The sequence below is a fragment of the Cupriavidus sp. 86D6 genome (assembly GCF_057815095.1).
The window spans coordinates 787,836-807,176 of the sequence record NZ_JBYPSB010000001.1 but is presented as its reverse complement, the minus strand read 5'-3'; the positions used below and the strand labels follow the sequence as shown (position 1 = coordinate 807,176).

At 58.3% G+C, this 19,341-nt stretch carries 23 protein-coding genes and 1 tRNA gene; 14 read left to right on the top strand and 10 right to left on the bottom strand.

Translation table 11 applies throughout. The annotated features are described in order from the left end of the window. The first annotated feature begins 6 nt into the window (after window positions 1–6). The 3 genes from rnhA (at window position 7) to AC3G88_RS03755 (ending at window position 1,422) form a co-directional block, all read left to right on the top strand. The gene (rnhA, locus tag AC3G88_RS03765; RefSeq protein ID WP_153945351.1) at window positions 7–444 is read left to right on the top strand and encodes a ribonuclease HI; all 438 of its coding nucleotides are present in this window, start codon (window positions 7–9) and stop codon (window positions 442–444) included. 50 nt (window positions 445–494) lie between these two features. Beyond that, window positions 495–1,232, top strand: coding sequence for a DNA polymerase III subunit epsilon (gene dnaQ / locus AC3G88_RS03760; RefSeq protein WP_488770408.1), 738 nt, complete (start codon window positions 495–497; stop codon window positions 1,230–1,232). Between the two features lie 115 nt (window positions 1,233–1,347). Next, window positions 1,348–1,422, top strand: a tRNA-Val gene (locus tag AC3G88_RS03755). Window positions 1,423–1,722: 300 nt separating this feature from the next. On the opposite strand, the gene AC3G88_RS03750 is transcribed toward AC3G88_RS03755, so the two are convergent. The 5 genes from AC3G88_RS03750 to AC3G88_RS03730 form a co-directional block, all read right to left on the bottom strand. Continuing rightward, window positions 1,723–2,682 carry a hypothetical protein gene (locus AC3G88_RS03750; RefSeq protein WP_488893130.1) on the bottom strand — a complete coding sequence of 320 codons (960 nt, stop codon included), beginning with the start codon at window positions 2,680–2,682 and terminating at the stop codon, window positions 1,723–1,725. A gap of 128 nt (window positions 2,683–2,810) precedes the next feature. Continuing rightward, entirely contained in the window at window positions 2,811–4,919 is a 2,109-nt protein-coding gene (locus AC3G88_RS03745) for a lytic transglycosylase domain-containing protein (protein ID WP_488893129.1), read from the bottom strand. Window positions 4,920–4,973: 54 nt separating this feature from the next. After that, the gene (locus tag AC3G88_RS03740; protein ID WP_488893128.1) at window positions 4,974–5,525 is read right to left on the bottom strand and encodes a hypothetical protein; all 552 of its coding nucleotides are present in this window, start codon (window positions 5,523–5,525) and stop codon (window positions 4,974–4,976) included. A gap of 1 nt (window position 5,526) precedes the next feature. Next, window positions 5,527–5,787, bottom strand: coding sequence for a hypothetical protein (locus AC3G88_RS03735; RefSeq protein WP_488893127.1), 261 nt, complete (start codon window positions 5,785–5,787; stop codon window positions 5,527–5,529). Then, the gene (locus tag AC3G88_RS03730; protein ID WP_488893126.1) at window positions 5,787–6,452 is read right to left on the bottom strand and encodes a hypothetical protein; all 666 of its coding nucleotides are present in this window, start codon (window positions 6,450–6,452) and stop codon (window positions 5,787–5,789) included. Before AC3G88_RS03730 ends, AC3G88_RS03735 begins: the two co-directional genes overlap by 1 nt. A 257-nt stretch (window positions 6,453–6,709) precedes the next feature. Between AC3G88_RS03730 and AC3G88_RS03725 the strand changes: the two genes are divergently transcribed. The 9 genes from AC3G88_RS03725 to AC3G88_RS03685 all read left to right on the top strand — a co-directional run bounded on the left by AC3G88_RS03725 (window position 6,710) and on the right by AC3G88_RS03685 (window position 12,843). Continuing rightward, window positions 6,710–6,982 carry a helix-turn-helix transcriptional regulator gene (locus AC3G88_RS03725; protein ID WP_488893125.1) on the top strand — a complete coding sequence of 91 codons (273 nt, stop codon included), beginning with the start codon at window positions 6,710–6,712 and terminating at the stop codon, window positions 6,980–6,982. Next, complete coding sequence (locus AC3G88_RS03720; protein WP_488893124.1) at window positions 6,979–7,116, top strand: hypothetical protein; 138 nt, start codon at window positions 6,979–6,981, stop codon at window positions 7,114–7,116. The genes AC3G88_RS03725 and AC3G88_RS03720 overlap by 4 nt, the downstream gene beginning before the upstream one ends. 2 nt (window positions 7,117–7,118) lie before the next feature. Beyond that, window positions 7,119–7,568, top strand: a complete 450-nt coding sequence (locus tag AC3G88_RS03715) for a hypothetical protein (protein ID WP_488893123.1) — start codon at window positions 7,119–7,121, stop codon at window positions 7,566–7,568. 142 nt (window positions 7,569–7,710) lie between these two features. Then, window positions 7,711–7,911: a hypothetical protein gene (locus tag AC3G88_RS03710; RefSeq protein ID WP_488893122.1), complete on the top strand. Its 201-nt coding sequence runs from the start codon at window positions 7,711–7,713 to the stop codon at window positions 7,909–7,911. Window positions 7,912–7,938: 27 nt separating this feature from the next. Continuing rightward, window positions 7,939–8,517: a hypothetical protein gene (locus AC3G88_RS03705; protein WP_488893121.1), complete on the top strand. Its 579-nt coding sequence runs from the start codon at window positions 7,939–7,941 to the stop codon at window positions 8,515–8,517. Between the two features lie 288 nt (window positions 8,518–8,805). Beyond that, window positions 8,806–9,027: a hypothetical protein gene (locus AC3G88_RS03700; protein WP_488893120.1), complete on the top strand. Its 222-nt coding sequence runs from the start codon at window positions 8,806–8,808 to the stop codon at window positions 9,025–9,027. A 206-nt stretch (window positions 9,028–9,233) separates the two neighbouring features. Beyond that, on the top strand, window positions 9,234–10,955 hold the full coding sequence (locus tag AC3G88_RS03695; RefSeq protein ID WP_488893119.1) for a VapE domain-containing protein: 1,722 nt from the start codon (window positions 9,234–9,236) through the stop codon (window positions 10,953–10,955). A 722-nt stretch (window positions 10,956–11,677) separates the two neighbouring features. Further along, window positions 11,678–12,199: a hypothetical protein gene (locus AC3G88_RS03690; protein WP_488893118.1), complete on the top strand. Its 522-nt coding sequence runs from the start codon at window positions 11,678–11,680 to the stop codon at window positions 12,197–12,199. A gap of 209 nt (window positions 12,200–12,408) precedes the next feature. Then, the gene (locus tag AC3G88_RS03685; RefSeq protein WP_488893117.1) at window positions 12,409–12,843 is read left to right on the top strand and encodes a hypothetical protein; all 435 of its coding nucleotides are present in this window, start codon (window positions 12,409–12,411) and stop codon (window positions 12,841–12,843) included. 653 nt (window positions 12,844–13,496) lie between these two features. Here the strand turns inward: AC3G88_RS03685 and AC3G88_RS03680 are convergent. Then, window positions 13,497–13,910 (bottom strand): DUF4145 domain-containing protein, encoded by a 414-nt coding sequence (locus tag AC3G88_RS03680; protein ID WP_488893153.1) that lies wholly within the window; start codon window positions 13,908–13,910, stop codon window positions 13,497–13,499. Between the two features lie 685 nt (window positions 13,911–14,595). Next, the gene (locus AC3G88_RS03675) at window positions 14,596–15,480 is read right to left on the bottom strand and encodes a hypothetical protein (RefSeq protein WP_488893116.1); all 885 of its coding nucleotides are present in this window, start codon (window positions 15,478–15,480) and stop codon (window positions 14,596–14,598) included. Window positions 15,481–15,871: 391 nt separating this feature from the next. Between AC3G88_RS03675 and AC3G88_RS03670 the strand changes: the two genes are divergently transcribed. Beyond that, window positions 15,872–16,366: a hypothetical protein gene (locus AC3G88_RS03670; protein WP_488893115.1), complete on the top strand. Its 495-nt coding sequence runs from the start codon at window positions 15,872–15,874 to the stop codon at window positions 16,364–16,366. Between the two features lie 73 nt (window positions 16,367–16,439). Here the strand turns inward: AC3G88_RS03670 and AC3G88_RS03665 are convergent, their stop codons facing one another. Together AC3G88_RS03665 and AC3G88_RS03660 are read right to left on the bottom strand one after the other, a co-directional pair. Further along, window positions 16,440–17,471 carry a site-specific integrase gene (locus tag AC3G88_RS03665; RefSeq protein WP_488893114.1) on the bottom strand — a complete coding sequence of 344 codons (1,032 nt, stop codon included), beginning with the start codon at window positions 17,469–17,471 and terminating at the stop codon, window positions 16,440–16,442. 244 nt (window positions 17,472–17,715) lie between these two features. Then, window positions 17,716–18,513: an AadA family aminoglycoside 3''-O-nucleotidyltransferase gene (locus AC3G88_RS03660; RefSeq protein WP_488770771.1), complete on the bottom strand. Its 798-nt coding sequence runs from the start codon at window positions 18,511–18,513 to the stop codon at window positions 17,716–17,718. Window positions 18,514–18,819: 306 nt separating this feature from the next. Here AC3G88_RS03660 and AC3G88_RS03655 point away from each other — a divergent pair, with 306 nt between their 5' ends. Next, a complete protein-coding gene (locus tag AC3G88_RS03655) occupies window positions 18,820–19,050 on the top strand; it encodes a hypothetical protein (RefSeq protein WP_488770409.1) in 231 nt (76 codons plus the stop codon). A gap of 116 nt (window positions 19,051–19,166) precedes the next feature. Here the strand turns inward: AC3G88_RS03655 and AC3G88_RS03650 are convergent, their stop codons facing one another. Then, entirely contained in the window at window positions 19,167–19,328 is a 162-nt protein-coding gene (locus tag AC3G88_RS03650; RefSeq protein ID WP_488770410.1) for a hypothetical protein, read from the bottom strand. Window positions 19,329–19,341 lie beyond the last annotated feature (13 nt).

Genomic DNA, 19,341 nt, shown 5'->3' with positions numbered 1-19,341 from the left:
TTATCCATGCAAGAAGTCACGATTTATTCCGACGGCGCCTGCAAGGGCAATCCCGGCCCTGGCGGCTGGGGTGCCGTGCTGGTATCCGGCGGCCACGAGAAAGAGCTGTTCGGCGGCGAGAACCCGACCACCAACAACCGCATGGAACTGATGGCCGTGATCGAGGCGCTGCGCGCGCTCAAGCGGCCTTGCGTCATCAATATCTATACCGATTCGCAGTACGTCCAGAAGGGCATCAGCGAATGGATCACCGGCTGGAAAAAACGCGGCTGGATGACGGCCGACAAGAAGCCGGTCAAGAACGCCGACCTGTGGCAGATCCTGGACGAAGCGCGCCAGCCGCACGTGATCGAATGGCACTGGGTGCGCGGCCATGCCGGCCACCCCGGTAACGAACGGGCGGACCGCCTGGCCAACCGCGGCGTCGAATCGATCAGCGCCTGACCCTCCGCAATCCGTCGCCCAGCCGTGCCGGGCGATTACAATCCTGCCCCATGCGACAGATCGTTCTCGATACCGAAACCACCGGCCTGAACCACGCCACCGGCGATCGCCTGATCGAAATTGGCTGCGTGGAACTGGTCAACCGCCGCCTGACCGGCCGCAACCTGCACTTCTATATCAACCCGGAACGCGACGTCCCCGAAGACGCCGTGGCCATCCACGGCCTGACCGCGGAATTCCTGGCCGACAAGCCGAAGTTTGCCGAGGTCATGCACGAGATCCGGGAGTTCGTGCGCGACGCCGAACTGATCATCCACAACGCCGCGTTCGACCTGGGCTTCCTGGAGATGGAGTTCAAGCTTCACAAACTGCCCCCGTTCCGCGACCACGTGGCCAATGTGATCGACACCCTGCGCGAAGCCCGCCAGATGTTCCCCGGCAAGCGCAATTCGCTGGATGCCCTGTGCGATCGCCTGGGCGTCAGCAACGCGCACCGCACGCTGCACGGCGCGTTGCTCGATGCCGAACTGCTGGCCGAGGTCTACCTGGCCATGACGCGCGGCCAGAATTCGCTGGTCATCGACATGCTCGACGCCGGCGCCGCCCAAGGCGAAACCCGCGCTACGGCCGACCTGTCGGCCCTGACCCTGCCGGTGCTGCTGGCCACCGAGACTGAACTGTCGGCCCACCTGAGCGTGCTCAAAGAACTGGACAAGGCCAGCGGCGGCAAGACCGTCTGGAAGATCGAAGTCCCGGCCGAAGTGCCCGCCGACGCCACCGTGCAGTAGCCCTCACCACTTTTTTAAAGAAAGTTAAAAAAGGGCTTTACAAGATACTGGCCCATCGGCATAATCTCGTTTCTCCACTGCACGACGCCAGCAACAACGGCGACGAAGCAGCAAGGGGTGGTTAGCTCAGCGGTAGAGCACTGCCTTCACACGGCAGGGGTCACAGGTTCAATCCCTGTACCACCCACCAGAATTTTGGTAGCAAAATCAACGGCTTACGGATAATCTTCCGTAGGCCGTTTTGCTATTCTCAGCCCCTTCAATCAAGCCTTTAGCGCGCCTCCACGCCCCTCAGCCGTCCACGTTCGGGATGGGTTATCGCCCAGCCGAATTGCCGGACGAACCTTGATTCTACCGGGACTCAATAAGGCGGTCCTCTCTGCGCCAAGCAACCGCCTTTCCGCCTGTATTCCAGCCCCATTTCGGTCAGAACTAGCGGCCAAAAGAAAAACCGCCCGAAGGCGGTCTGTCTGCCGAGCAGGAGAAGCGATCAGCCGGGCACGAACGCGAAGCCACGGCGTGGAATCTGGATGCCTGCCGCGCGCATCGCGCCCTCCGCTGCATCAATGGAGGCGTCCATCACCTTGCCCGACTTCGAACGGAACCGAGCGACATCAGCACGGGCATTCGACTTCAGGCCACTGAGTACGCGAGCACGGTTGGCTTGCTGGCGCGCGTTAAACGCCGCGTCTTGCGCACCCATCGACTCCAGCATGGTCGCGGTTTCGCTCAGGGCGGCCTCCTCTGCATCCATGCCCTTCTCCGTTTCGTTGTCCAGACGCTGCGCAATGGCATTGTTCGGATTCTGCAAGCTGGGCGCGGCCTGGTCGTAGCGTTCACCGGTTGCACCAGCCTGTCCTTCACCGCCGCCGCCTTGATCATCTTCGGTAGATGCGCCGGTGGCTGCGGTGCTTGAACCCGTGCGCTTTGCCGCAACCGACTTCACAGCAGCCAGAATTTGCTCGACCACAGCAATGGTCTTTCGCAGGGATTCCACATCCACCCCATCATCCTGCACGATGCCTTCGCCGGGCTGACGCGGGCTGGTGCCTTCGACTGTGGCGGTGACGCCTGCGGTGCTTGCATTCAGGCCGCTGATGTTGCCCGCATTGGCTAGTTGGTCAGCTTTTTGTTGTTCGGCCACCATCTTTGCCATGTGCTTTGCGGCAATCTCGCGCTCCTCCTTGGTTGCAATCCATTTGGACGCATTGGCTTCATTGCCCGTTGGATTGGGAGCGTTAGTGATGTGGTCCATCGCAAACTGTTTCACCGCCTGCCCTGCCATATCCATTGCCAACGAAAGATCCAGACCGCGTTCCTTCATCAACTTCTCCGCAACCTGCAGTTGAAGGTCACCGGCATCACCGTTGAGACGGAGCACGCATCCATTTTTCGAGTCGGTCACAAACGCATGGAACTCGCGCCCGGCTTGGGTATTCGATTGCTTCATTTCCTACTCCTGATTGGCTTGTTTGAGGTTGGATCGGTGGCCGGTTCGTTGCGCTCGCCGCCACCCTTCGAGCGTACCGATGACGAGTGTTCAGAGGGCCGAAGCCCACGAACACTTAGCGCCCGGCCTCACAGCTTGTTGCCGGTTTGGCATTGGTTGAGCGCATCAATGCAGCCCTGTTTAACGGCATCGGTGATCTGCTGTTGGTTAGCGTTCTGCTGGCCGTTGAAGTTCACGGTGATCGGCATCGTCCCGACCGTGATGGAACGCCCGCCCTCACGCGCCTTGTTTTCGACCGTGCCGCGATTCTCACGAAGGGTGTTCAACGCAATGGACTGATCGTTGATCTCCCGCTTGATCCGGTCGTATTCCGTCTTGGGGAGATTCGCCTGCTTCACTTGCTGGTGAAGTTGGAAAATCTTGTTCTGCAGCCCGGCTTCCATCTGGTTGGCCTGCCACGTGACGTCACCGCGATTGATGCCGCCCATCTGCAATTGGCGCGGGTCCACGCCGAGGTTCTTGGCAAGGTTCTCGTACGTTTGACGGAGGCGGATATTTGCCTTCGACTCGCCGCGCGCGGATACACCACCGAACCCCAGCACCTTATCCGGATAGGCCAACGTCTTTGCGCCCCATCCGGACTTGTCCAAGCCACCGTGGTACATCATCAGAGCTTGCCGCGTGTCACCGCCAGAGCGGCGCATGTATTCTGCAAACAGACGGGCACCGCCATGGATGTTCTGTTCGGGGTCAAACGGATTCGTAATGCCGAATGCCTTGGAGTTGGCCGGCATAAGTTGCATGAGGCCCTGCGCTCCGCCACCGCTGACGGCATTCGGATTGAAGGTGGATTCAACGCCTGCGATGCGCTTGAGAAGATCGGCGGGCACACCGGTCTTCTTGCTCGCGGATTCAAAGAAGGCGTCATATTGCGTGTTGCCAGATACCTTCGCGCCGTCTGCCGCACCCGTGGCACCGAGTCCCGCTGCCTTACCAATTTCCCCCGCCCACGCGGCCATGGCTTGGCGCTCATCCACAGCATTGGAGAACGCCGATACAGCGCCGCTGAACATGTTGATGGCCAATTGGAAGTCGTCCGTGGCCTGTTTCCCGCCCTTGGCGAGTTCGTCCGCCGCGTCTACAGTCTCATTTGCAGCCTGTTGGTTCTTTTCTGCGTTTGCCTTTTCAGTCTTGGCCTTCTCTGCATCAGCCTTGGCCTTTTCCTCCGCCGCGTCGCGCTCCTTCTTCTCACGCTCCGCATCTTCTTCAGTGCGGTATCGCGGGTCATTGGCCCAACGGTCGCGCTGCGCTTTCGCGGCATTCTTACCGGCTTGGCCTGACACGGCCTTGGCCGCACGCTCCTCAGGCGTCTCCTTCTTTCGCTCATCAACGAAGAAGGAGGTGATGGCGGTCACGGCAGGCAACAGCTTCTCGGCAAGCTGGTTGGACAGGCGCAGGAACTGTTCTGACAGCTTCGCGGTCGCGTCGTTGAACTTGTCCAACTGTTGCTGAGCCTTGGCGCGGCCTTGGACCTCCTCGTTGGTCATTTCCGTGACTGTCCCCATCGATGCACCGGCCTTACGAATGGCCTTGCTGATATCCGGAGATAGCCCAAGCTGGGCGCCCCATGCCTGCGCCTGCGCTTCCGTGCCGCTGGCAAACTTTTTGCCGACATCACCGATGATTGCATTGCCCGAGCGCGACCCCTTGCCGGGCTTCCCGACATCGATGCCAAGCATCTGGAACAGCTTCGCATCGGCACCAATCCGTGTCGGATCGGCATACGCCGCGCTGGCCTTGCTGGTGATGCTACGGACGGCTTCTGCCGTCTGTTCACGCGTTACATACCCTGCGCCGTTCTTCTGCAACTTGCGTTGGTACTCTTCAATGCGCATCCCGGAGACACCAACATCCTGCCCGACTAGACGCTGCTCGTTGTACTGGTTTCGCAGCTTCAACAACGATGCCACGCCTGCACCCAGCGCGCCGACTGCGAGCGCGGCCACACCGAAGGACTTGCCCATGGAAGACACGGCACTCGTGACCGCGTTGACACCCGGAACCAGCTTGCCGATTTCATCAGCCGCGCCCTTGGCGAACTCCTTTAGGCCGCTACCAGCAGCCTTCGATCTCTTGCCTACGTCATCAACCTTCTGGTTGAGCTTCTCCAGCCGCGCAATGGAATCTTTGAGCTCCACTGTGTAGGCGAGCACGAACTTGTCAAGCCCATCTGCCATTTGCTACTCCTGAACTTTGATTAAAGGTTGGGCGTGGTCTGGGTGGAGAGTCGGTCAAATGGTCGCGGCCTGCTCAGGCTCCGGCTGGAAGTCGGCCCACAACGCATCGTGTCGAATAGGGTCAGCCTCGTTCTTGAACACACGCTCCTCTGCAGCATCGCGCGGCCCACGCAGAGACTCGTACACAGCCGCGCTGACCTGCCGTACTTGGCGGAAGTGGGCGGCAATATCTCGCTCAACGGGGTGGATGACGAAGCGGCCCACGCTGAACTCGTACACTGAGCCGTCCGTGTGCTTCACGTACATCAGCGCCTCATCGCGAAGCCGTTGCGCACTAGCTGCGGCCAAAAGGTCTGCTTCCGACTCACTTCCTGCCTTCACGCAGAACAGCACCTTAGGTGCCATCGTGCAGGTTGATGAGCCATCGAGAAAGATGTCCACAAACATGCCCAAGCTGTGCCTGATCTGCGATGGGTCCGAATCCACAGCAGGCCGCCGGTCAAAGATGTTGGTGAATTCGATCAGCGTGCCCTTCGGGAAGACGCGGCCATCCATCAAGATGGCTTCGGTGCGTTCGCCTATGAGGCGATAGTGTTGTTCGAGCATTTCAAAGACTCCGGAATCGTGTGAGGTCGTATTGCACGCGGCGTGCCGGTTGGATGCGCTCGCAACCCAGCGTCTTCATTGCCTCGTCCATCTCCGCGCCTGTGTACCGAAGGTCCAGCCGGAGGCGGTATCCCGCTTCACGTAGAGCGCGGAGGGAGACGATTCGCCGCATGCAGCCATTCAGTTCAACGCGCGTGAAGGCTTGCGCTTCCCCGACCAAAGCAGGAAGGTGGGCCATCAGCGCGGCGTTGATCTTGCTCATCAATACAAAACCGCAACGCCTTGATCGTTCACCACGGGGCCGTGGCGTGTGTCGTTGCGCAAATCGCGCGGCGCTTGCCGCCACAAATTGGATTCTCTGCGTTTGTGTGCCATAGCCGCGTGATCGCCTCCGGACTGCGCGGCGCGTTCCATACGGTCGCGGCGCTTCTTCCGCTCTTGTTCTTGAGCCAGGCTGGCCATCGCCTCCTCGTCACGCGTACGGTGGTGTTGCTCGTACTCATTGGGCATCACGCTGCAGTCGTCTGACCACTTGCCGAACACCTCACCAGCATTGGCCGGCAGCCTCAGGTTGATCGACATGGCGTGCTGTCGCGACATAACCGTGAACTCCTCCGCGCGTGCGGCCCATTCCTTGGCGAGTTCATCTGCCGGGATTTCCGCACGCACGAGACGCAGGCAGCGGCCATAGAACTCGCTGGCCTCAAAGGCTTCCATTGCTGTGTTCACTGCATCCGGGTGACCATTGAACGTCTCGCGAAACGCCGTATAGAAGCTGTCCACCGTACCGTGGCCGCGCACGCGGAGTTCCACGTAGATACGGAGCGCCTTGAGGCCCGCCAGATGGCGAAGAACCCAATCCTGTGCGAAGTCGGAAGGTGCCAGCGTGAGGTCTCGCCCGATTACTTGAATATCAGAATTACGCATTTGGTTTAACTCCGTTATGCGACTTTATTTGAATTGAATTGAATTGGCCTGTTGTCGCGTTAAGGCGTACGAAAATAGTATCCGTTTTAGATACATTCATACCGTACACACCAGAAGCACGTCGCGCTGCAACCCTATATCTATGCGGCTTTACAGCCTCTATATAGACGGAACACTGCGAACACTGTCTCCGAGTCGGATACAAAAGGATTAACCGATAATTCGTTCGTGCAGCCAATAATTGAAAAGGAAATGCAATGTCAAATACGCAGAAACACATTGTCACTCCGGGCGAAATGCTTGCGGCGCTGATTTCTAAGGTAGGCGTGACCAGACAAGAATTCGCCAGCCGCATGGGCGTGGACCGCATCACGGTGTACCGTTTGCTCAGCAACGCCCGTCCGATCACCGCCTCATATGCACTTGCCATTGAACAGGCGTATCCGCATCCGGATAACCTCGCGTCCGATTGGATCAAGGCGCAGGCCGCATATGACCTATTCAAGGTCCGCCACCCGGAGGTTGCATGAGTGCAGCAATCCAACTGATGTACGAGGCTGGGCAGGTCGCGGTGCTGGTGGCCCTAGCTATCGCCTGCTGGCTTCCCAAGGCCGCCCTACTTCAACTGGCTCAGGCCATCAATCCATTCTGGAGGCAGCAGTGACTATGTCTATCGCCTATCTGAACAGCGACAACAGCGTGGAATTCGAACGCGTGCATCAGCTGATTGCGTACATGGAGGAGAACCACATGGACCGCATCGGTGTGTATGCGCTGCAACGTACGAAGGGCGTGCATCCCCTTGATGCCTGGGTCACTGCGTTTGCCGCAATCGTGACGCTGGAACGCCACACAACTGTTGTTCCCCTCCTCCTCCAAGAGATGGACCTGACCGTGCAACCGATCGTTGCGGCCAACATGGCGGCCATCGAAGTGCATGAGGGCGTGGGCGCATTCCTGCACGGTGAGCCGGTGTGGACGGTGAAGGATGCCGAACAGGAATTGCAGCAGATCGCAGGAACCGGAAAGCGCCTCACAACACGAAAGGCCGCAGAGACAGAACTGGCCATGGTACGTGCGCAGATTGCCGCCAACGGCCATGTCGTGCCGCACTGAAGAAGAAAGGCCCAACAGCTTGTGACTATCGGGCCTTCGACCTCAACCAACTCAGGAGTGAACGATGCGAGCGCAAGAGGAGTATGAGCGCGGCCTATGTTCCTGGCAACGGATCACTCCGAAACACCAAGGATGTACGGCCATGAGTAACACCCTCGCATACAAGAAAGAACTCAGCCAGCGCGGCCTCAACAGGAAACTGACTGACCGGGCGCGCCGTGATCGCGTCCATTCTGCACACAGCAAAGCGCAACGAATTGTCGGAAGCAATACCGTCAAGCGCATCCGCAACCGCGATGCAGAGCATGAGGCTGAATCCGAGATTCGCAACTATTGCGGCTAACGCCGCGTCAACATCAAGGAGACGTAGATGAAGAAGGCGATTCTGGGATTGGCGTTGATCGCCACATTGTGGTGGTTTCTGCATGAAGTCATGGATCGAACAATGGACCTGAACCCTGCCCTCAAGGCGTACGTGGCGCAGGTGATGGCGGAGAAGTACGGCATGGGCACCCGATCAACGGAAAGAGACCAGGATGCAGACTTGCCGCCCATCGACCACAACGACATGAGAACCATCTATGCGCGATTGCCTGAAGGTGCCGAAATAATCCTGTATTCGGATGTCGGGTCTGGCACCTACGCATACGTGCTCAGGCATAGCTGCCGCCTGAAGGATTTGAAAGGGGATGTCGCGGCCGCAATTGGTGCCGGCCATGCGCGCGGATTGGCTGTCGCCTTCATGAACGAGAAGACGAATGCGATGGAGACGGGGTGCGAGGTCACCGACAGCCCCAAGGACGTTCATCCGCTGCCCACTGTCTATTTCGACCCGCACTATGGCGACCGCGTGCTGTGGATCGAGTACACGGAGGCCCCAGAGTACATGGCGCAACCGGGCAAGAAGACTGCAAGCATTAGCGCCAGCGCGAACAGCAAGGGATTGTGATGCAGGAGGAAAAAGGAGGCCGCGCAACCCCGGAAGTCACCCTTGAGGGGAGATGAACAACCGACACTGCGCGGCGCAAATCGGAGTAGGTGCGAGGCGGACGTACAGCCAGTCGGAACCGGAACTGAACCTTTGGCTTGCTACAGCCGGGATTGGCCGTAACACAGAAATCGTACTGCACGCCAGTGAACATCGTACGTGGCTGTGTGTCCGTCGCTGACATGCCACATAGACACTCCAAGGCGTGCTTCACAGCGGAAAATAGGTTCCACCGAACAGGAGCGACCGATGAAATCCACATACTCCATCGACCCGACGATCAACCAGCGAGCAATTGAGGCTCTCAAGTCTCAAGGCTTCTCGCTGTCCGATTACATCCGCCACGCACTGGCGCATGTAGCAGATGGCAATCCGGTGCCGTTCGTTCGCCGCGACTTCGATATGAAGCGAGGGCGCGTGCCGAAGTACAAGGACGGACGCGGGCAAGAGGAAGGACAGGGCCAGCCGTAACGGCCCACAGGAACACTGTAAGACCGATCCTCCGGGCGGATTCCCGGAACCCAAGACAGGCCCACAGCGCGGCCAGTCCATGGGCGTGATTCGCAGACTCTTGGATACAGCATTCAGACAGTCGAATACGCAAAAAGAAAAGCCGCAACGGCGGGCTAAACCGTGGCGGCTCCAATTCAACTATCTGTGCAATTCAGGAGCTAATTGTGGCGGCAGAAAATGTAGGCGGCAACGAAAATAGTGAACACACTGGCTTGCCGGTGGAGGGTGAGGATGATCTCTCTGCGCCGTGGGGCGAAGAAGACGGATTCGAGCACGGACGAGCAGAGACTCAACGAGCCACGCTGAGGCTGGCTGAAAACGCCGCGCAAGGGGACGAGGCGGCCGCCCAAGTACGACTGGCTCATTCTGACCTGGTGAAGCGCGCAAAGGAGCTAGTCAAAGTCGGTGCGATCGACTTTCCTGAAGAGAAGCCCGTCAACAGTGGCGGGATGACCGTTATGCAGCCGCTGCTGTCGGATGTGAACCTGTGGGCCGTATTTGATGCACTGTTCGGCAGCGAACTCCCTGAGCGCCCGCACTTCGATACGTTCCGTGGCCGGACGATCACGCACGAAGGGGTGCCGCTGGAAGGCCACACGTCAGTGAAGGAGTTGGTGGCTGCCCTGTCCATGGCCGGGATCAAGGGGTTGAAGTCTCCTTACGTCCGCAGCGCGTACCGTGATTGGATTCTCGACGAACGCATGAATGATCTGGAGTATCGGTTCACAAGGAGGATTCCTGAATGGGATGGCCAGTCGCGGCTAGAAACACTCATCATCGACATCATGGAGCCGTTTGACGATGCTGACGGCCTCAATCGCAAAGTCGGCATGTACTTCTGGCTGTCATTGTACAACCGCATCATGCGGCCGGGCTGCTACGCCCCCATTGTCCTGTCGCTCATCGGTGGCCAGAACGCAGGCAAATCGAACTTCTCAAAGTTGATCTGCCGCGAGGTAATCGGACCAGACGCCAACGTGGCGCTGCTGGACCTTGCCGCCATCGGCAATGGTACGTTCCTGAGATCCATCACAGGCCACAGCGTCATCGCCAACATCGGTGAGATGGTCGGCCTCAGCAAGGCGGACCTTGGCAAGGTCAAGGCATTCATTCCGCTAGAAGCAGACATGATGGACCAGAAGTACGAGCCGCATGTCCTGCAGCAGCGCCAGTGGATCATCGTAATGGACGGCAATAGCTACGACGGGTTCCACCGTGATGAGACGGGCAACCGGCGTTTCTATCCAATGTTCTGCGGGCAGATTGATGATGAAGATGGCAAGCCGGCTTGGAACAAGGACTTCAAGGCGAAGTTTGAAGAGGATGGCGGATTCAGCTACCGCTTCTGGCAAGTGATGGCAGAGTGTAGGGCTTGGATGGAGGAGCACGGGTATCAACGCTACCTCGATTTTACAAGCGGCGTAGTGCGCGATGTACAGAAATTCTCCGAGAAGGAAATGAGCCAGGCGCGCGGCGTCCTGCGCCAGTCGGAAGTCGACAATTATTTCGGTGCGGCAATGGACTGGTGCCTGACCAAGGGCAAGGCATGGAACAAGCGCAAGCGTGGCGACTCGCCCGCCGGAGCCGCAATCTTGGCCGAGGACATCTGCACGGCAATCAAGCGGCTATCCGGCGCATCCCGCATCCCGCATCCGGATGCGGTGAAGGCACCGATGTCGAGTCACGGCGGGAGATTCGTCAAAAATTTGAATACTGGGAACAGGTCGGGATATGTGTTTGATGGAATATCAGTTGAGGAATTGAAAGAGAAATTCCGATTCGACAGGGATGAGGAAGGCTCTGAAGATCCGGATGAGGCCGCACATCTTGAGTACGTGAACAAGCAGATGGCCGATGCATCAATGCGCGAAGACCATGCATTTTAGAATTTGAGCTTCTACTCTGCTGGCTATGGGCGGCGATCCTTACTGGTTTCCGCCTTTTTTTGCGCTAAATTCTTGGCTGAAGGCTTATTCTTGAAATAATGGAAGCCCGTCCGCATAAGGTACGTGGTTAAGTACGCGCGGTTTTACCTTACCGGAGCGCCCGCTATCCCTTGTAGGGCTTGGCCGCATGGACTCTCACAGATCCAAAAATCCATAAGGTAAGTTACCTTCCGAAAACCCTTCCCGGTTATACGGAGTACGCACCAACCTATCGGCGCGACGCTATCAATAGAATTCGTAATGCGAACGTGTACGTCTTTCCTATAGATTCTTTAAATATTCATTACCTTAATACCTTAATACCTTATGAAGGGAAAGGCCCTTGATTCTATTGGGCTTCCAGTGTTCACCGTTAAGGTAAGACTCATACCTTATGGCAGCGGCCTACCTTAATAAGATTTGAAGCAGATTCACGGCACAACCACTGATCATTCTGGATTGTCCCAATCCACCAGCCGTGCGGCTGGACCGCTCCCATCAGCACACCGACAGTCACTCGCGGCTCATCGCCCAACGCCAATCCGAACACGTTCGCGGATCGAACTGCACGCGGCAAGGCCGAGCGCCCACGAACACTCAGCCATCTCGCGGCGGACACTAGCGCCAGACATACTCGCTCGCGTACGCAGAACACAAGCGCGGCAGGCCCAGCGCCAATGACCATGAGCACCATCACCCGCATCCCAGCATCCGAGTTCGGCGACCCCGAATTTGCCAAGCTCAATCCGGACTACTTCCACGAGTACGTAACTTACCGCGTCCACGGATACTCAGCCCAGTTGGCATTTCTGCGCGTATTCGGACAAGAGAACGCGCTGCACAACGGGCACCTGAAGATCCACGAAATCGAACACAACCCGTGGGTGCGCGAGAACATCAAGCGCCGTCTCCACGAGGCCAAGAACAGCGGCCTGTGGAACGACAAGATTGCCACGTGGGAGTTGCTCGCCATTCTGCGCGACCCTGCTGCCAAGCACTCTGCTCGCATCTCTGCCGTGAAGGAGCTCAACGTGCTGCACAGCATCACCATCGTGGATGAGAAGGGCAATACACGTCGCGGCATGTCCCTGGACGAGTTCTACAGGACCGAAGGCACGCCGCCTGCCGGAGCACAGGCCACGGACCCATCGCCGACACATGACCGCGCGACAGGCGCGAACGAACCGCGACCCACGACCCATTGACCCAGCCGCAACGCCGCGCCCAATAGAACACCGATCCCATCGAACGACGTTCACAGGCGCGGCGTCCTTTCAGGCGGCCCGTCCCCTCCAAGTCCCGCGCCCTACTCCACCTCTGCACCGGCCCCATCAATCATGAGCTTTTCGCACCATAAGCAACCGCCCTTCGGAGGCAGGGTGCGTTTGACGGGCCCCTGACAGGAGCACCAACCATGAACCCATTCGCGTGGACCGTTGACAACCTGAACCAGCCGGGATTCAGCGCCGCCCTACTCTCGATTAGCGATATGGCTGCGTTGCCATCGCACCTGTATGACATGGGGAAGGTGCCAAAGGTTGATTTGCCTAAGGCAGAGACGTTTGATCCGCGCTTTCGTGGCATGGAGTCCGCGAATCGGCACAAGGAGGCCATTGCAGAGTCGTGGAAAGATGCCGATGTGGCTGCGGCGCGAATCACACGAGATGGCGTGCGTTGCACCGTTGAGGGCAAGTCGTGTGAATTCAGATCAGTGCGCACGGCGTTTGCCGAGCACGGCCTGCCTGACGCAAAACACATTCGATTCCGGATGCAACTGAAGGCGTCGCGCTCAGAGACGTTTGTCTGGGAAGGCGTGGAATATCACTTTGAGCTCATCCCGTTGGGCTGACGCAACCTGACCAACACCGTTGTGTTGTACATTTGCCGGACAACATAAACGGGTCGAACGATGTCAAAGAACAGGGAATATTTGAGAGATGGCCGTCTGGCCGATGTCCTTGCGCTGATTCAGGTACTTGCTCTTTCCTCGAAGACTAAGCGCTCAAATTCCGGGCTTGTGGAGGAGATGCAAGGAGAGCCTCAAAGCGCTGCGGATTGGATCACTATTGGACGAGAACATCGGGAGTTCTTCCGGGTAATGACTCCCGATCCTGATGATGAAGACAGGCGGCCAAACATCTCCCTGATCGCAAGATACACCCAAGACGTTGTCACAAAGGATGATGGCACTGAAGTGAGGCAGCCACTCTCGCCAGATACAACAGCAAAGCTAATGGAGATGGCGACTGACCTTCACGACCGGCAAGTGTCGACCGTAAACACGCGCAGGACCACCCGGGTGCCGATTGTGGTTGCCATCTGCGCGGCAGCGGCCTCTATTGCCGCCTCTTGCATCACCACCTTCGGAAAGGAGTATTCGGCTTACCGCGAACCGCGGCCAGTCCCTCCTGAGTCCCGCGCGCCAGCGCTGGGGCCGACACCGGTTGATTCCGCTCGGCACGGACAGTAATTACAACCGCCCTCCAAAGGCGGTTGCCGTCTTCACTGCTTATCCGCTTTCGGTCGTGGTGGCACCCGTTCCGCCATCCGTTTAACGTCTTCTTCATGGATGTAGAGCGACTCGATAACGTGCTCCATGATGTCAACGCAAGTGTTGATGTCTTCCTTGGACGGTGAGTGCCCTCTATGGATAGTCGCGCTGCCCAGGTCTAGTACAGACTTGAGGCGATCCTTCTGCAATCGTGACACATGCCCAGCGGCAAACAGGGCTTCAAGGTTTTTTGCGAAGTTCTGCTGGTCGGCTCCAACCTTGTCGATCATTGCGAGCTCAAGTACAGCCCGTACGCCCATTACAGCTAGGTGCGGCTGATCGTTCTGAAGCGCCCGATATACCTCACGACATATTGGGAGCGCGCCATTGCTATTCAGGGCAGAGCTCACCCACCACTTGATCATCCATTCGGGTTCCTTTCGCAACCTAGCTGGCGGGTAATAGGTTGTCACCGGCGGAGAACCAAGCATTGACCATTCTTCCTGCAGCTTAACGCTATCGCAGCCCAAGCACTGCAGCATCCAGTAGTTGGTGTGCTCTACTTGGCCACGTCCATCAGGATCTTCCTCTTCCCAATGCTGGAATGCCTGATGCAATACCGCGTGGAATGACTCAGAGGAACACGTATTGCAGAAAACACGCCGCCTTTCGTTTCGGACCTGCACAGTAGTCTCCTGCTTCATACGCGGCAATTCGCGTTCGACTTGGACGAGGAAAACCCCGGCAGAGTCCCTAACTCTGCCGGGCATGGAGGGTTACTCGGAGATTCCAGTTCAGCGCGTTTTACTTTGCGCGGACCAGGAACATGAAGCAGTCCGCGTTCTTCGGGTACACAAGCTTGCCGCTACGCCAGTGCTTAAAGCACTTGCAGCAAACCCAGCGAAATCCCGGAGGCGCGGGTCGGTTGGTGTCGGCCATTTCTGGTCTTTCCTAAACCGGACCCACTTGACACCGGCAACCCTCAACCCAATAATGGGTTTCCTTGCTGGGGATTGTCCCGGCCTCCCTTTGGACAGGTCTAAGTCACATGGGAGATCAAAAGCCCTACGCAGCGCCAACTGCGTGGGGCTTTTTCTTTGCAGACGCGGCCTACGCTTCATCCGTGTCGTCCGCCAGTTGCATGTCAATCATTGCCTTGAGCCGTGCCTTATCCGACTCATAGAACGGGATGGGTAACTCCAGCCACGCACAGCGGCCCTTCGGCAGCCGTATCGGAACACGGATTACGTCGGGATTCGCGTCTGGCATCGGTTGACCGCCAGCAAAACCAGTGGGTGGTTGTTGCAGCGCAGTCATCGCGTTTGCATCAGCGATTTGGTCAACATGAGCACCGCCAGCAAACCTTGCTTGCGGGCGTAGCAGGTGCACATGCCTCCCCTGATAACCACCCTCAAGCCATTTGTGGCCCGGCACTTGGTCCCGTGCCACCTCGTCGAACTCTACCGGCTCACGTTCTGGGACCACCTGCCCAAGTTGATCTTCTAGATCGGATCTTTGAGCGACCTGCTCGAAATAGCGCGCGAAATCCACCGAACGCCTAAACACGCTGACATACGCATCTGCGCCAGCCGGAATAAAACCCATGCTGATCAGGTCGTATCGGATGTTGGCATCGGAAGGCAGCCGTCCATCGTACTTGTCGAGCAACGATGAAAACACGGGCGGCGTGCGCAGCCACCCGATAAGCAGCGACTGCTTCTGCGCCTCGTCCGGGTTGAACTTGTATGCCTCATAGTCTTTAGACACAGCCAAGTGCCCGTCCTTCGGGCGCTCCAGTAACCCGTAGTAGCGCAGGGATGCAATAGCCTGCGCGGCAGCCCCGTTCGCTGCACTCTTATAGCCCAGGGCCTGTGCGATGAGGTCGGAAGGCGCCGCGTGACGCCCTTCCGCCGCATAGACCTTCTCAACGCGATCAAGCGCGTCTTGTAAGGCCATTGTGGGGGCTCTGGGGCTTTTCTTTCTCACGTCGCTCATTGTTCACCTCCTATGCGATGTGTGGACTCTACACTGGTTTTTTCAGTTTTGCCAGCCCCGCTACGAAACATAGCTTCAACCAATTCCAGTCAGCCGAACATGTATTCGCCACGACATACTTATTGATATCTATAAAGCACTTTTACAAGGCGAATCAGTCCTTGTTATCGTTTGTACATCGGCACATAGACGTTTCCAGCCTAAAAATATTATTCATACGACACTTTTACGTTGAAAATCTCCGTCTGAGACAACTATGAACGTCAGTAAGCGCGCTTGATTACCACCAAAGGAAGGCGGTTGCCTACTCCCTACCAACGCAGTGGATGCCACGCGCGGCATAACCGCCAATAATTGCGGCGTTAAGAACACTTCAGGAACGGAGAAGATTGTGAACTACAAGACGGCAGTCGGGACCGCAATGCTGGCGGCGTGCCTTGGGCTCAGCCCGGTATCAAACGCAAACGCCTATCCGGTCGAGCCAGACCAACGCTCGAATGTTCCGGTGGATCACAGCAATGCAGCGACCATCTACAGAAACCTTCCGCGCACCATTGGCAATATCAAAAGCGTGGCCGTCCTTGTGGAGGGCAAATCAGTCGCATACATGAGCGACAGCGAGGCGTGCCTCCTCCAGACAACAAGGCCGCATTCGTCTCCGCTAGAAGGGCTGAAGTTCTACACACTGTGGCAAGGGCAGGACAACCTATATCGTGGCGAAGGGTGCGTGGCCAAGGATGAGGAAGGCAGGTTGTTGTCCTTGGGGTGGGCGTATCCAAGGGACGCCAAGGGCTTCACACGCCCGTACGGTCAGCGCTTCGAGTTCATCCGTGCCGACTGGAAGGATGCACCGGCCTACCTCTGGAGGGAGAAGCGGAGGAAGTAGGTAGGCAGAAAGGCCGCACGTCCAGCTTGGGGTCAATACCACGAACAGGACGTGCGGCTCGATCAACTACGCATCAGCCTAGCTTCAGCGCAATATCCTCGGGTCGCGGCGCGGCGTAACGCTGGATCATGGATAGAGTCTTGTGGCCGCTGACCTGCGACACCTCCACGATATTCAGCCCCTTCTCCAGCATCCGTGACACACCTTCTCGCCGCAAGTCATGGAAGCGCAATCCTTCGATCCCTACCCGCTTCGTCAGCCGCGCAAAGGCGTGCTTCAGCGAGCTACGGTCATTCGCATACCGCCACAGGACGTGCCCGAACTTTGGGTGTGAGCCTGCGCTGTCGGGCCGGTCCAACTGCAACTCTGTCAGCGCCTCAATCGCGCGTGTCGATAGCGGAATGGTGCGCGGCGTGCCGTTCTTGGTGATAGGGAACCGTGCCACACGCCCGACCATGTCAACGTGCGCCCATGTCAACTTGAGCAGTTCGCCCTGACGTGCGGCTGTCTCGATGGCGAGTATCACGGCAGGCCGCAACTGCTTATTCCGGGCACGCTCACATCCCGTCATCAGCTTCTCGAACTCGCCCGCCTTCAATCTACGGTCACGCGCGGCTGGTGCCTTCGGTCGGGTGATCTTGCACTCAGGCACGGGGATGCCCCAGTCCGTACGAGCCCGGTTCAACGCGGACCGGATGATGTTGAGTTCACGCAGAACCGTCCCGGCACCAGCCGTCTTCAGACGGTCGTCCCGGAACTTGGCGAGGATGGCCGGGGTGAGATCGAGGATCGGTGTCTTGGTCCATTTCGCGGCAAGCCACCTGTCAATGCGCTCCTGATCGATCAGACCGCCCCTTAGAGCTGGGCAGACATCGTTTCGGTACTTCTTCAGCACATCGCCCACGGTCGTTGCGGCATGCGCGCTTCGATCCGGCACGCCCAGAGCCTCGCCTGTGTCGTAAGCCCGTTCAACCTGCCGCGCCCATGCTTTGGCGTCTGACAGCATCCGGAACGTCTTGGATTTGGTCGGAAAGCCTTTGCGGCGGCATTTTGCCTGATACGTGATTTCGCCAGAGTTGCTTATGCGCTTGGAGATGGTAGCCATTTTTGTGCGTCCATGGTCAAGAGTCCCGAACGCAAAACAGCTATGGGATAGCGAAGCTAAGTGATTGATTCAGAAAGGTTAAAGCTCAGTTCTTGAGCCTTGGAGAACAGCCTTCACACGGCAGGGGTCACAGGTTCAATCCCTGTACCACCCACCAGATTCGTCAAAAAGCCCAGCAGCGATGCTGGGCTTTTTGTTTTGGCCTGGGCATCGGCGCCGATCCCTGCATCGGCCAAACGCGCCGTCAGTTACACCCAAGAATTTCATCAATGGCGGTCCGTGCGAAGCGGATGAACGCTTCCACCTGCCGCGCGTCGGCGAGGGCCGAGGCCGGCCCATCCTCCCGATACCCTGCCCTCGCCGCGATCATGACTGGGCGGAATGTCTCGGGCAGCCGCTCCAGCGCCCACGTCGCGGCCACGTCCTTGGGGGCGATCTTTCCGGTGGCCGCGCTGTACCAGATGCGGGCCAGTGCCAGCACGACGTTGCGTTCGTCGTCCTTCCAATCCGCGTCGGCATTCCACTGCGCGGCGGTATCGCGCAGCGCGCGGTGGAAATCCTGAAGGGGGACGGCATCGAGCAGCGTCTCGGCCGAGGGCCCTACCAGTGCCACGCTGTGCTGGCGCGCCTTCGTCAGCAGGATGGCCAGGTCGTGATCAAGAACTGGCGATTCGACGATGCCGGCCTGCAAATCGGTGCGGAGCCATTCGCCGAACTGGACTTCGCGCCTGGCCGGGTAGCGCCAGGGTACGACCTCATCGCATGCAACCACGGTGACTTCCAGCGCGCGCCACCGCGCGTCGGTGCCCGGCGGGACAGAGATCGTCAAGAGATCGCGCATCAATGCACACTTGGCCGATTCTTCAAGCCGTGTCCGCACGATTACCAGCAGATCGATGTCGCTGCACGGCTTCAATCCGCCTTCGACGGCTGATCCGAACAGGTGGACGCCCATCAGCGTGCCGCCCAGGTGTCGCGCGATCACCGCGCATGCCAGCAAGGTCTGCTCGGTAATGTCTACGGGAACGATCGTGCGTGCCATCTCGGTCATCGACAGACTCTTTCTGGTCAGATTTCACCCGGCAAGCATACGGCCATCGAACACAAGGCGTCACGCGCGCCTCGGATAAATATTAGAGACAATGGGAATCAGTATTTGATTCGAGCGAAATGGCCCGTCTACCATAGCCACACACCGATTCGCAATAGAGTGCCCAATAAATCACTCAGAAAACGGTATCCGCCATGCGCCGCCAACACAGGCCGCCCCCTGACGGCGCGCAAGGCCGCGAAGGCACCACGCGGGAATCAGGTTCACCACCAGACAGGAGCGCCAGGAAACATGCCAATGTCGAAGACCTCGAAGAAAAAGTACCTCAAGGCCCTGAACCGGAGCCTGAAAAAGGAAGCTGGCAAGGATTTCGGGTCGAGCTTTGTGTTCTATCCGCTCGGCGCCAAGCCCAAGGACGCCACCGGCGTGACCGCCAGCGATGCGGCCAATCCGCAGCAACTAAAGGTCATGGAGGCCGTGCAGGCGCGCGTGTTCGCGGCGTTCGGCAGCGCCTCCGGGGTTGCCTGATCACCAGCCGGAGGGTGAAGAAGCCACGCTGTGGCAGATGTTCGATGCCGACGGCCTGCTACACGGACAGGCCGTGATCATTCCGCGGACACGGGATTTGTGAGCGCCTCAGGTGCTCACCGGGACTCCGCTTCCGCCAGTTCAGCCTCGACCTGCCGCATGAAATGCTCGATGCTGGATCTCGCAAGGCTGTCCACTGGCAACTCTTCCAGCCAGTTGGCCGGGCGCTCGTCGGGCACGTTGTCGAATTGACCCCGGACGCTGTCATCCTTTGCCATTTCACTTCTCCTT

Excerpts from the sequence above, each read along its gene's own strand:
- rnhA (WP_153945351.1), top strand. The coding sequence starts at position 7 with ATGCAAGAAGTCACGATTTATTCCGACGGCGCCTGCAAGGGCAATCCC.
- dnaQ (WP_488770408.1), top strand. The coding sequence starts at position 495 with ATGCGACAGATCGTTCTCGATACCGAAACCACCGGCCTGAACCACGCC.
- AC3G88_RS03750 (WP_488893130.1), bottom strand. The coding sequence starts at position 2,682 with ATGAAGCAATCGAATACCCAAGCCGGGCGCGAGTTCCATGCGTTTGTG.
- AC3G88_RS03745 (WP_488893129.1), bottom strand. The coding sequence starts at position 4,919 with ATGGCAGATGGGCTTGACAAGTTCGTGCTCGCCTACACAGTGGAGCTC.
- AC3G88_RS03740 (WP_488893128.1), bottom strand. The coding sequence starts at position 5,525 with ATGCTCGAACAACACTATCGCCTCATAGGCGAACGCACCGAAGCCATC.
- AC3G88_RS03735 (WP_488893127.1), bottom strand. The coding sequence starts at position 5,787 with ATGAGCAAGATCAACGCCGCGCTGATGGCCCACCTTCCTGCTTTGGTC.
- AC3G88_RS03730 (WP_488893126.1), bottom strand. The coding sequence starts at position 6,452 with ATGCGTAATTCTGATATTCAAGTAATCGGGCGAGACCTCACGCTGGCA.
- AC3G88_RS03725 (WP_488893125.1), top strand. The coding sequence starts at position 6,710 with ATGTCAAATACGCAGAAACACATTGTCACTCCGGGCGAAATGCTTGCG.
- AC3G88_RS03720 (WP_488893124.1), top strand. The coding sequence starts at position 6,979 with ATGAGTGCAGCAATCCAACTGATGTACGAGGCTGGGCAGGTCGCGGTG.
- AC3G88_RS03715 (WP_488893123.1), top strand. The coding sequence starts at position 7,119 with ATGTCTATCGCCTATCTGAACAGCGACAACAGCGTGGAATTCGAACGC.
- AC3G88_RS03710 (WP_488893122.1), top strand. The coding sequence starts at position 7,711 with ATGAGTAACACCCTCGCATACAAGAAAGAACTCAGCCAGCGCGGCCTC.
- AC3G88_RS03705 (WP_488893121.1), top strand. The coding sequence starts at position 7,939 with ATGAAGAAGGCGATTCTGGGATTGGCGTTGATCGCCACATTGTGGTGG.
- AC3G88_RS03700 (WP_488893120.1), top strand. The coding sequence starts at position 8,806 with ATGAAATCCACATACTCCATCGACCCGACGATCAACCAGCGAGCAATT.
- AC3G88_RS03690 (WP_488893118.1), top strand. The coding sequence starts at position 11,678 with ATGAGCACCATCACCCGCATCCCAGCATCCGAGTTCGGCGACCCCGAA.
- AC3G88_RS03685 (WP_488893117.1), top strand. The coding sequence starts at position 12,409 with ATGAACCCATTCGCGTGGACCGTTGACAACCTGAACCAGCCGGGATTC.
- AC3G88_RS03680 (WP_488893153.1), bottom strand. The coding sequence starts at position 13,910 with ATGATCAAGTGGTGGGTGAGCTCTGCCCTGAATAGCAATGGCGCGCTC.
- AC3G88_RS03675 (WP_488893116.1), bottom strand. The coding sequence starts at position 15,480 with ATGAGCGACGTGAGAAAGAAAAGCCCCAGAGCCCCCACAATGGCCTTA.
- AC3G88_RS03665 (WP_488893114.1), bottom strand. The coding sequence starts at position 17,471 with ATGGCTACCATCTCCAAGCGCATAAGCAACTCTGGCGAAATCACGTAT.
- AC3G88_RS03660 (WP_488770771.1), bottom strand. The coding sequence starts at position 18,513 with ATGGCACGCACGATCGTTCCCGTAGACATTACCGAGCAGACCTTGCTG.
- AC3G88_RS03655 (WP_488770409.1), top strand. The coding sequence starts at position 18,820 with ATGTCGAAGACCTCGAAGAAAAAGTACCTCAAGGCCCTGAACCGGAGC.
- AC3G88_RS03650 (WP_488770410.1), bottom strand. The coding sequence starts at position 19,328 with ATGGCAAAGGATGACAGCGTCCGGGGTCAATTCGACAACGTGCCCGAC.